Genomic DNA, 11,125 nt, shown 5'->3' with positions numbered 1-11,125 from the left:
TGGGGACAAATGGCCGGGTCAGGAGGCTGGTTCTGCTATGGCTGTGCGCTGCTGGTGCTGGCCGTGGCTGGGGGCGTAGCCTTGCACTGGGCTTGGGAGTTCTGGCGCTCCTGCCGACGTGCCCGCCTGCAGGCTCTGGCCCAGGTCGAGCTGTATGGCTCTCCAGCCTACGTGCTGGACTTGGAGATCCCTTTTGCTGCCCAGGTGGGGGTGTGGAAGCCGCAATTGGTGGTTAGCCGCGGTCTGCTGGAGCAGTTGGATGAGGAGCATCTGCGGGCGGTTCTGGCCCACGAAGAGGCCCATCGTCACTACTGCGATACCTTGTGGATGTTTGCGGTTGGTTGGCTGCGACGGCTCAGCGGCTGGCTGCCGAATACGGAGGTTCTCTGGCAAGAACTGCTGACCCTGCGGGAGCTACGGGCAGATTGCTGGGCGGCTCAGCGGGTGGATCCCTTGGTGCTGGGAGAGGCTCTGGTGCAGGTGGTAGGCCATGGCATGGCGCAGCAGCCGGCAGCGGCTTGGGTTGGCTTTGCCCTGGAAATGGGATCCACTGCGGGGGGACGGCTGCAAGAGCGCATCGATGCCCTATTGCAGCAAGAGGAGTCGGGCCCCGTCGCGCCCTCGTCGCACCTTTCCGTGCAGGGTTGGGCTTGGCTGGGGCTGGCTCTGCTGCCTTTATTGGCCATCCCCTTTCACCACTGAGACGATGGCCTGGGCGGAGCCAAGAATCCTTTCCTTCGGGGGAGTTGCCTGATGGCGTTTTTTTCCCTACGATGGAAGATACTTTGATCCTCGGTAGCTCAGCGGTAGAGCGGTCGGCTGTTAACCGATTGGTCGCAAGTTCGAATCTTGCCCGAGGAGCTTGTCTTTGCTACTTGAAGTCCCGCCCTGGGAGCTATAATGCCCTCTGGCTATTTTTGCGTCACGTATTTCGAGGACAATTGCTGTGATTGACCTGTCGCGGATCCCTGCCCAACCCAAGCCGGGTCTGCTCAACCTCTTGATTGAGATCCCTGGCGGCAGCAAGAACAAGTACGAGTTTGACAAAGACATGGGCGTGATGGCCCTAGACCGGGTGCTCTACTCTTCGGTGCAGTACCCCTACGACTACGGCTTTGTGCCCAATACGCTGGCAGGGGACGGGGATCCCTTGGATGGCCTGGTGATCATGGATCAGCCCACCTTTCCAGGGTGCGTGATTGCGGTGCGCCCGCTGGGCATGCTGCAGATGATCGACGCAGGGGAGCCGGATGAGAAGTTGCTGTGCGTGCCCGCTAAGGATCCTCGCTATGCTTCCGTAACCAAGCTGGAAGATATTGCCCAGCACCGCCTGGACGAGATTGCCGAGTTTTTCGCCACCTACAAGCGCCTAGAGAAGAAAGAAACCCAGATCTTGGGCTGGAAAGGTCTGGCCGAAACCGAAGCAGTGATCGCCAGCAGCATTGCCGCCTACCAACAGTCCAAGTAGCTCCCCAGCTTTTCTGGACTGGAGCGCGCCGCTGAGGGTGCTGGCCAGTTGACGCCAAGCTGCCCTGGAGTGGGCTCCTTGAGCTAGCCTAGGTTTGGACTCGACAGCTTTTGCTATGGTGGATACCCTTCAGCTTTGGCTCTACCACCTAGAGCAGTGGGCAACGGAGCTGGTTCAAGGTCAACTGCAGCACCTTTCCCCGCTGAGCCTGCTGCTGGTGGGTCTGGCAGGTTTGGTTACCAGCCTTTCTCCCTGTCTGCTCTCTATGTTGCCGGTAACCATTGGCTACATCGGCGGCTACACCCCTAGCCCTGATGAAGAGGCCGGAAAAGTGCGTCGGCACATCTGGGCCCAATCTTTGGGTTTTGCGGCTGGGGTGGCTTTTACCCTGACCCTGCTGGGTTTGGGGGCAGCTTTGCTAGGCCGGGTTTATGGACAAACCACTGCCTTTGGATCCCTAGTGGCGGGAGGGATCGCCATCCTCATGGGCCTGAACCTGCTGGAAGTCTTCCCCCTGCGCTTCCCCGATTGGTTTAACCGGTTGGAGATCCCTGGCCAGTGGCCTGGGCTGAGCCGGTCGGTGGTGCTGGGATCCACCTTTGGCCTGGTGGCTTCTCCCTGCAGCACGCCGGTTTTGGTGGCCCTGCTGGGCTGGGTTTCCACCACGGAGCAGCCCTGGGTGGGGGGCGGGTTGCTGCTGGCCTATGCCCTGGGGCTGGTCTTGCCGCTGCTCTTGGCAGGGGTGTTTGCCGGCTCGCTCAAGCAACTGCTGGCCCTGCGGCGCTGGTCGGGCTGGTTCACCTATGCCAGTGGCGTGGTGTTGGTGGGCTTTGGCACCCTGACGATCCTCTCCGCGTGGGCCTAAGGGAACAGGCTAAGATGGGGCTGCCCTGAGAGGGGCATCCAAGTCTTGAGCTAACAACTTCCCATGGTTATCCATCCTCTGCCGCTGTTGCGGCGGTATTTTCGCCATGAGCTGCTGCCGCTGCTGGCGGATCTGCGCCTAGCCATTGGCCTTCTCTTGGCGATTGCCCTTTTGAGCGCCCTGGGCACGGTGATCGAGCAAGAGGAAACGGTGGCCTTCTACCAGGCTCACTATCCTGAGCATCCGGCCCTGTTTGGCTTTCTCACCTGGCGGCTGATCCTCAAGCTGGGGTTGGATCACGTCTATCGCACCCCTTGGTTTCTGGCCCTGTTGATCCTCTTTGGCAGCAGCCTGGCCGCCTGTTCTTTCACGCGCCAGTGGCCGATGCTCAAGGTGGCCCGTCGCTGGAGCTACCTCACCCGTCCTTCCTCCTTCCAGCGGCTGCCCTTTTGGGTCTATCTGCCCCAACACTCCCTAGAGGGACTGCCGCAGCGGCTGCGACAACGGGGTTATGCGGTGTTTGAGGAGGGATCCCGGCTCTACGCCCGCAAGGGGCTAATCGGGCGGTTCGGCCCCATCTTGGTGCACGTCAGCCTGCTGCTGATCCTGTTGGGAGCCATCTGGGGCAGCCTCGGGGGCTTTAAGGCCCAGGAGCTGATTCCCAGCGGTGGGGTTGCCGCCATTGAACATGTAACCGGGGCAGGGGATCTGGCTCATCTGCCCACCTGGCAAATTCGGGTTAACCGCTTCTGGATCGACTATGCTCCCGACGGACGGGTAAAGCAGTTTTACTCAGATCTCTCGATTCTGGATGGGGGACAGGAGGTCAAGCGCCAGACCATCTCTGTCAACCATCCCCTCTCCTACCGCGGCGTGACCCTCTACCAAGCCGACTGGGGCATCGACAGCATCCGCATCCGCCTTAACAACAGCCCCTCCTTCCAAATTCCAGTGGTGCCGGTGCCCACCCAGGCGGGCAGCAAGCTCTGGGGCGCTTTTGTGCCCACCCGACCGGATCTCAGCGAGGGCTTGACGCTGTTGTTGCCAGATTTGCAGGGGACGGCCCTGCTCTACGACACCCAGGGCCAATGGGTAGGATCCCTGCGCCAGGGCATGAGCCTGGCCCTCGACGAAGTGGCTCCGCAGCGCTTTCCCAACCCCCTTACCCTGCACCTAGATGAGGTTATCGGCGCCACCGGCCTGCAAATGAAATCGGATCCAGGGATCCCTCTTGTCTATCTTGGCTTTGGGCTGCTGATGCTGGGGGTGGTGATGAGCTATTTCAGCTACAGCCAAGTTTGGGCTCTGGAGACGGAAGCAGGGCTTTACCTGGGGGGCAAAACCAACCGCGCCCTGGTGACCTTCGAGCGGGAGTTTGCCCACCTGGTGGAGCAGCAACTGCTCTCCTCTCCCCCTTCTCCGGCAAAAGAACTCAATCCCGCCGCTCGCGTCAGCGGGACGGAGTCCTTAGCCAACGGCTAGCCTACCCAAGTGGCGTCTGCTTGACCAACAACACTGCCCAGGGTTATCTAGCTCCCCTCTCCCTCAGGGAGAGGGGCTGGGGGTGAGGGTGTTCCTCAGGGAGAGGGGCTGGGGGTGAGGGAGTCCCTCAGGGAGAGGGGCTGGGGGTGAGAGCAGAACTGCCCAAATCCGGCAGGCTGACTGCAAACAGGGTGCGGTTCTCGCCGCTTTCCACCCGCAGGATCCCTTGCAGCAGCTCCACCGCCTTTTTCACCAGCGGCAGGCCCAAGCCGGTGCCCCCCTGGTGGGCGTAGTCCAGTTGCGGAATGCGGTGGAACTTCTCGAAAATGCGGGGCAGGTGCTCCGCTGGGATCTCGACGCCGGTGTTGATTACCTGCAAATGGAGACCCGAAGAATCGCCCGCCACTTCCAGGTAAACCTGCTGGCCAGCAGGGGTGTATTTGGCAGCATTGGCCAGCAACTCGCTGAGGATGCGGGTGAGCAGCCCCACATCGGTGCTGAACAGGATGGGTTCAGAGGGAATGCGGGAGACAAAAGTGAGCCGGCGCTCCTGAAAGCGCAGAGCAAAGGGCGGCACCAGCTTTTCCAGCCACTCTCGCACCTCGAAGCGGGCAATCTCCAGACTGCGGCTGCCGGCCTCTAGCCGCTGCAGGTCCAGCAGGTCGTTGACCAAGTCCAGCTCTTTTTGCCACTCCTGTTTGAGGATGTGGAAATAGGGGATCTGCGCCTCGGAAAGACCGCGCACCTCCAACATTTTCAAAGCCATTTTCATGTTGGTCAGAGGCGTGCGCAGCTCGTGGGAGACCATGCTGAGAAACTCTTCTTTGAGCTCGTTGAGCCGCTGCAGTTGCCGGAGCTGGGCCTGGATTTCTTGGTAGAGGCGGGCCTGGCGAATGGCGATGCTGCACTGGGTGGCCACCTGCTCGGCAAAGTGGATCTCGGCTTCAATAAACCCTTCCTGGGGCAAGCGGACTAACTTGAGAAAGCCCAGCAACGAGCCCGTTTCCACAAACAGGGGGCAGGCGAGGAAGGTGCAGCGCCCCCGCAGCGGGTGATCCGTGCTGAAGTAGAGGGTCTGGCCTTGGCGAAGCTGGCGCAAAAGAACGGGATCCAAGGGCAGGGTAACTTGGCCTATAGGGGGCAGGGATCCCGCCGCTTCGTAGACCAGCGTGTAGGTCTGGGTTTCCGGATGGATGAGGGCCACACCGCAGGCGCCCAGTTGGAAAGCCTGGGTCAGCTCCCGCACCACGGTGGCCAAGATCTCCTGTTCGTCCAGGCTGGAGCGCACCTTGTCGCCAATGAGCCGCAGCATTTGCTCGTACCTTACCCGCTGGGCCAGCTCGGCATTGCGCACCTCCACCTGGTAGCGCAGCTCGGCATTGGCAGCTTGCAGTTGCTCAAACAGCTCCGCCTGTTGCAGCGCCAGCCCCAGTTGATCGGCAATTTGTCGCAAAAAATCCGGCATCCAGGGATCCCATTTTTTGGGGGCGCTGCACTGGTGGGCAATCAACAGCCCCCAGAGGCGGGCCAGCCTGCCGTCTGTGCCGTCAGGGCCAGCCGACTGCAAGATGGGCACCACCAAGTTGGCCCGCACCCCTAAGCTGGCCAGCAGCTCCCGGTGGCAGGGCTGGATGGGGGCAGTGTCGATATCTTCAATGGCGGAAATGCGGCCCTGCTGATAGGCTTGGTGCCACTGGGTTACGAAACAACGATCTTCGATAACCAGGCCCAGCAGGCTCAACTCTGGCCGGCTAACCGATTCCATGGCGATCTCGCCCACCCAATCGGGGAAAAAGCGGTAGATCACCACCCGCTCTACATCCAACAAACGGCGAACTTCCTCTACAGCAAAACTGAGGATGGACTCCACCTGCAACGATTGCCGGATCCCTTGGACGATGTGGCTGAGCAGCCGGGCTTGGTGGAGCTGCAATTGAACCTGCTCCTGGGCCTGCTTGCGCTCGCTGATATCGACAATTGAGACAACGCCGTAAATCTGTTTCTCGGGAGTCTCCGCCACAAAAGACGAGAGATCCACCCACCGGATCTCGCCACTTTTGCGGATGTAGCGTTTTTCCATCCGGTAGCCGCGGCGGCGGCCCGCTTGTATTTCTTCGACATAGATTGCCTCCTGCCGCAGATCCTCAGGATGCGTTATGTCGGCGTAATTCATGCTCAAGAGCTCGGCCTCGGTGTAGCCGGTGAGCTGGCAAAAGCTCTGGTTCACCTTTAGCAAGTGCCCCGCCGCATCCGTGACCGCCATGCCCACCGGGGCTTGCTCGAAGAGACTTTGAAACAGATCTTGCTGATACTGCAGAGAGTGCTGAAGTTGTTGCTGTTGGTTTTGCAACTCTTTCTCCGGGGTCAAATCCTGTACGCTGACGATCATGCCGATTACCTTTCCCTGGGCATCTAGCCAGGGAGCCTCCAAAATCCGCACCGGAAACCGTTCCCCGCTGCGGCGCCTGAAGGTCAGCTCCCATCCCTGCGGGGGCCGCCCCTGGGCAAAGGCAGCGGTGATCTTGCCCATCTCTTCCGGGGGCCAATAGACAAAAGGGGGATCCTTCCCGATGAGCTCCTCCTTGGGCCAGCCCACCATCGTGGCAAAGGTCTCGTTGACGTAGATCTGTCTGCCTTGTGAATTGACGGCGGCAATGCCCAGAGGAATGGCGCGTTCGATGGCAACGCGCAAATTCAGGGTGGTTTGTAGATCTGGTAGATCCAGTTTCTCCGTTGACGGCTCCCTCCAGACCGCTGCTGAAGGCGGCGGGCCTAAGGTTAGCCGCCAGCACAGCTCATCTTGGTTCACCACCCCCAACAGGGATCCCGCTTCGTCCACCACCGGCAAGTGGCGGATCCCGTGGGCCCGCATCAACTCCAACAATGCCAAGGGATCGCGGTAGTTGCCGACGGCCAAGGTCACGACCGGGGTGGTCATCACCTCAGCCAGGGTGGATCCCTGCCAAGAGCGGTCGCTGGCCACCCACCGCAACACGTCCACAGGTGTCAAAATGCCCACCACTCGGCCTGCGTCCACCACCAACGCGTAGGGCCAGGAGCCATTCTTTTGCGCCAGCAGGGAGAGAAGCTCGGCAAGGGAGCTGTCAAGCCCGACCAAGGGCGGCATCCGGCCAAACAACTGTTCCAGGGATCCCGATGGAGAGGGCAAATCTTCCACCATGTCAGAGGACAACTGAACCTTAAAGTTACAGTCAAAAAAAGTTTTAAATAGTATCGCTGCCAGGAGCCTTTAGCCAAAACCAGACAAAATACTCAGAGGTAGTTTTGACTCTAGGTAGCTGATGGTTTTAACCTAACTTTAACCTTATAATTCAGAGTACCATGTCGAGCAAAGAAGTTTTGGATCTTGACATAAATCTTTACATCTATTCACTATTTAAACTTACCATCCAACTAATTTATGTTGGTTTATGGACTGAGACTTCAGGAACAAGTTAAGCTCTTAGCTTGCTATTGAAGGTAATTTTCAGCCCTAGGTTGCGACTCTTACACCTTATCGAGATTTTGCCTTTGTCTAAAAAGGGACAATCATCATCTTGTTACTCTGTTTTTTCAAGCATCCTCGCGTCATTGGCTTAAGCTTTAATTGGTTTGATTGAAGACAGATTTGACGGATTTTGTTTGAGCGGCTGCCAGCTTGCCTGAGATCGATCTGTGCCGCTGAGGCGATCCCTCCCCAACCCTTCGTTCCCGGGGAAGGGACTTGGGAAGCTGCCTCTATCGCGAGCTTCATCGGCTACCCAGAGGGAGCCGCGGCTATACTGACCAGGGGAGGAGCTTGCCACCTACACTGAAATCAGGCAAGTTGATCCCGATACGTGGGGGTTCAGGTTTTGCTTACCTTTTGGTGCGTTCTAAGCTCAGTTCTTCTCGATGACCTTTTCTCCGCCGCTGACAGATTTTCTCTCCAGCCAGGCTGCTCCTATTCCCATCCAAACTCCCTCGACGGTTCCAGAATTGGTGCAGCTCCTAAAAGAGTGCCGCGGGCAGAAGGTGCTGCCGCTTGGGCAGGGGAGCAAGTGGGGATGGGCTCCTCGCTTGGAGACAGTGGATCTTATCCTCAGTACCCGTGGGCTGTGCCGCTTGATCGACCATGCAGCTGCTGACCTAACGGCGACGGTAGAGGCCGGTATGACCCTGGCAGAGCTACAGGCCATCTTGGCCGAGCGGGGGCAATGGTGGCCGGTGGATCCCCTTTACCCTGACTGGGCCACAGTGGGCGGCATTATCGCCACTGCCGATACGGGCTCGCTGCGCTGGCGTTACGGTAGCATTGGCGACCTAGTGCTGGGCATTACTTGGGTGCGGGCGGACGGGGAGGTGGCCAAAGCGGGCGGGCGGGTGGTCAAGAATGTGGCCGGCTATAACTTGACAAGACTGTTCGCCGGATCCCTGGGCAGCTTGGGGATCCTGACCCAAGTCAGCCTGCGGCTCTATCCCCTGCCGGCGGCCCAGACAACTTTGCTGGCCAGGGGATCCCTAGCGGACGTGGAGGCCCTGGCTCGGCAGGTGCTGAGTGCGCCGGTGAGCCCAGTGGGGATGGATCTCTGGCTGAGGGCAGAAGGGCCACAGCTTTGGCTCAGCTTCCACGGCTCGGGGCGGGCAATTGCCCAGCAAATGGCCCAGGTGCGGCGGCTGGCTGCGGGGGAGTTGGCTTGGCAAGAGGCGGGCCCTGGGGCTTTGTCCATGCCCCCACCCGCTTCAGGAATGGTTCTGGCCAAGTTCGGCTGCTTGCCCAGCCAGAGCCTGGCCATTTTAGAGCAGTTTCAGTCCCTCTTTCCCAAAGCTCAGGTGCAACTGCATCGCGGCTGCGGCCTGGGGCGGGCTTGGATCCCCCAGCCTGAGGTGGGATCCCTGCTACAGTTACAGCGCTACCTCAAGTCGGTAGGCGGGTTTCTCCTGCTGCTGGAGGCACCGGCAGCCCTGAAGACAGCTCTGGCCCACGATTTCGGCCCGACAGCAACCCTGATGCGCAAGCTGAAGCAGCAGTTTGATCCCGCCGCCATCTTCAGCCCCAGCTTGATATAGCTACTCCAAATCACGCCGAAACATGGCGCCGTTAGCGGGCCTGCGCAGGGATCCCCAGCATTGCCAGCAAGGTTTTAGCAGCATCCTGGCCGGAGAGCCAAGCACCTTCTACTCGCTCTCCGGCACACCAATCGCCGGCGCAGACCAACGGCAACCCCCTGCCGGCACTGGCAGGGACGTGGGTGCCCAGGCTGGCCAAACCTATCGTTTCCACGGGAAAAGCGTAGCGCCAGCGATGCACCTGCATCCATTGCGGCGAGGCCAGCCAGGGATCCAGGCGTTTGGCGGCGTGGGCCAGCAGTTCTCGACCAGCTTTTTCCAGCTCGGCGGGGCCAGCATCCAGATATAGCGACGACCACTCCGCCCCCCCGTGAAAGACCACCAGCGGCGGCAAGGGCTGCGGGCGCTTGCTGCTGTCCAGGGCCAGCCAGGCCAGCATCGGATCCTGCAAACACTTGATCCCCTTCCAAGGCGGCAGCGGCGTGCTCTCTGAATAGCCGGCCAAAACGGCAATGCAGGGCTGGTAGGCGGCGGATCCCAGCAGAGATAGCAGGTTGTTGGCAGGAGGAATCCCCTCTTGCAGCAAAGGCAACAACTGGGGAGCCGGGATTGCCATCACCACTGCCGCGGCCTCGTAGCACTGGCCGTTTTCGGCCTGTAATTGCCAGGTGGTTGCCAGCGGCCTGAGGCCAACCACACGCGTTTGGGTGTGGATGGACAAGGAAGTGGCTAGCTGTTTGGCCAGCATCGTCATGCCCTGGGGGCAGATGTAGCGGGGTTTCTCAGCATTGGAGTCCTCTGGGCGCAGCCCCTCTCGATCCAGCAGGTGCAACGAGCGCGTCCATTCCCTCAGCAGCCCCAGGCCCAGCAGCTCCTTCACCCAGCGATAAAAGCTGTCGGAATCGGGGGTCAGATATTGAACCCCGTGATCTACAGGCACTGTTTGTCCGGCATGCTCAACCCGCCGGGTGGCCATGCGCCCACCCAAACCCACCGATTTCTCCAGCACCAAGACCTCCAGCCCCGCCCGCCGCAGTTGCCGTGCACAGGCTAGGCCAGCCACCCCGGCGCCAACGACAACGACGTCCGCCGACTTTCCGCTGCCCAGGCCGGAAGGGGGCATTGCACCCTGGAGATTTTTGTCCGACATACAGAGCCTATCGGCTGCAACCGAATCCCACCTTCAGCTCCCGCCTTTGCCAAAGGGGTTGTTGCCCCTTTCGCCGAAGAGCTTGGCTTCCCCCTTGATGGCAGCCTTGATGATGTTGTAGGCTGCCCAGCCAACCACCAAAACAATAGGTGCCAGGACGATCAGCGGACGGAGATCCATATCCATAGTTTCATCCCCCTCTCGTAAATGGAGTAAATGGAAAAAACAAGAGCTTCCAGGGCTGGCAACTGCTGGGATCCCGAAGAGCGAAGCTTTTTGGGGTTTGGATCCCGCTTTGGGCGCGGCACAACTCCGGAAGAACGGCTATACCCAGAATAACCCCAGGCATACCCTCTCCCGCTAAGCCCTGACGGACTGGGGCAAAGACCTCCGCTCACGCCAGCAGGACAGGATCCCTGGATGATTTCTCAGAGTTGCTGCTTCAACGGACGGGTAACCCAGGATCTTCACACAGCCGGAGAGTGGCTGCTTCGCCGTTCCTAGCCCATTCTGCAGCAAGCCCGGGTTCTGGACAAGAGCTTGCCTTGTTGCTTCTTGCGGGGATGGGCCAATCGAGCTGGGCGAGAAAGTCCGTCACTTGCGCCATGTAGACTGCGCCCAGAAGTAGCGCGGAAGTTTAGCCAGCTAGAGGGTAGCGCTCCATCAGGTAACAGAGGCAATCTTGGCGGATGATGCGGCTGTTGAGGGTGAGCATGCCCGGCACAAGGGGCACGCGGGTGCGAATTTCGCCATCTTGGGCGTAGAAGAAGCGATCCGCTACATCTTGGCCCTGCTCGTCTTGGACCTCCAGGTGGAAGCCGTTGTTTGTCCAGCCGATGCGGGTGTGGGGAGGGAGCTCCCGAAAGTTGAGGAGATCCAAATCGGGGAGAAAGCGCAGGTGCGGCTGGGATCCCTTGGGCTCTTCCCCCGCTTCCCCAAAGCTGAAGCTCACCTCCTCCGGGATCTTGACGATGGCGACGCTGTGAAATAGATCAATATCCTGTCGCAGGACGGGGCGTTGCGGTAGCGCCGACAGGTGCAGGCAGGCTTCCAGAAATTCGTAGGCATGTTGGGTGCCGTGGGGCTGATCCGGCTTGCCACATTCCAGGGT

Annotated in this window: 8 protein-coding genes, 1 tRNA gene and 1 pseudogene; 6 read left to right on the top strand and 4 right to left on the bottom strand. The window is 60.0% G+C overall.

Annotated features, from left to right (window positions below):
* The 5 genes from NW863_RS06850 to NW863_RS06830 form a co-directional block, all read left to right on the top strand.
* Positions 1 to 702: M56 family metallopeptidase (locus tag NW863_RS06850; protein WP_414365465.1), on the top strand; the 702-nt coding region annotated here is incomplete at its 5' end.
* Positions 703 to 789: 87 nt separating this feature from the next.
* Positions 790 to 861, top strand: a tRNA-Asn gene (locus NW863_RS06845).
* Positions 862 to 949: 88 nt separating this feature from the next.
* Complete coding sequence (locus NW863_RS06840; RefSeq protein ID WP_414365475.1) at positions 950 to 1,468, top strand: inorganic diphosphatase; 519 nt, start codon at positions 950 to 952, stop codon at positions 1,466 to 1,468.
* A gap of 115 nt (positions 1,469 to 1,583) precedes the next feature.
* The gene (locus NW863_RS06835) at positions 1,584 to 2,333 is read left to right on the top strand and encodes a cytochrome c biogenesis protein CcdA (RefSeq protein ID WP_414365463.1); all 750 of its coding nucleotides are present in this window, start codon (positions 1,584 to 1,586) and stop codon (positions 2,331 to 2,333) included.
* A gap of 63 nt (positions 2,334 to 2,396) precedes the next feature.
* On the top strand, positions 2,397 to 3,815 hold the full coding sequence (locus NW863_RS06830; protein ID WP_414365461.1) for a cytochrome c biogenesis protein: 1,419 nt from the start codon (positions 2,397 to 2,399) through the stop codon (positions 3,813 to 3,815).
* A 127-nt stretch (positions 3,816 to 3,942) separates the two neighbouring features.
* On the opposite strand, the gene NW863_RS06825 is transcribed toward NW863_RS06830, so the two are convergent.
* Positions 3,943 to 7,008: a PAS domain S-box protein gene (locus tag NW863_RS06825; protein WP_414365459.1), complete on the bottom strand. Its 3,066-nt coding sequence runs from the start codon at positions 7,006 to 7,008 to the stop codon at positions 3,943 to 3,945.
* A gap of 701 nt (positions 7,009 to 7,709) precedes the next feature.
* Between NW863_RS06825 and NW863_RS06820 the strand changes: the two genes are divergently transcribed.
* Entirely contained in the window at positions 7,710 to 8,864 is a 1,155-nt protein-coding gene (locus NW863_RS06820; RefSeq protein ID WP_414365457.1) for an FAD-binding oxidoreductase, read from the top strand.
* A 31-nt stretch (positions 8,865 to 8,895) separates the two neighbouring features.
* Here the strand turns inward: NW863_RS06820 and NW863_RS06815 are convergent, their stop codons facing one another.
* The 3 genes and pseudogenes from NW863_RS06815 to NW863_RS06805 form a co-directional block, all read right to left on the bottom strand.
* A complete protein-coding gene (locus NW863_RS06815; RefSeq protein WP_414365455.1) occupies positions 8,896 to 10,014 on the bottom strand; it encodes an NAD(P)/FAD-dependent oxidoreductase in 1,119 nt (372 codons plus the stop codon).
* A gap of 33 nt (positions 10,015 to 10,047) precedes the next feature.
* Positions 10,048 to 10,200, bottom strand: coding sequence for a photosystem II protein Y (locus tag NW863_RS06810; protein ID WP_414365453.1), 153 nt, complete (start codon positions 10,198 to 10,200; stop codon positions 10,048 to 10,050).
* A 451-nt stretch (positions 10,201 to 10,651) separates the two neighbouring features.
* A pseudogene (locus NW863_RS06805) lies at positions 10,652 to 11,125 on the bottom strand (peptidase M14); the annotation flags it as partial.

It is taken from the genome of Synechococcus sp. B60.1, assembly GCF_047462555.1.
Lineage (GTDB): Bacteria > Cyanobacteriota > Cyanobacteriia > Thermostichales > Thermostichaceae > Thermostichus.
Note: the sequence above shows the minus strand (reverse complement) of the source record. Positions and strands in the feature narration are given on the sequence as shown.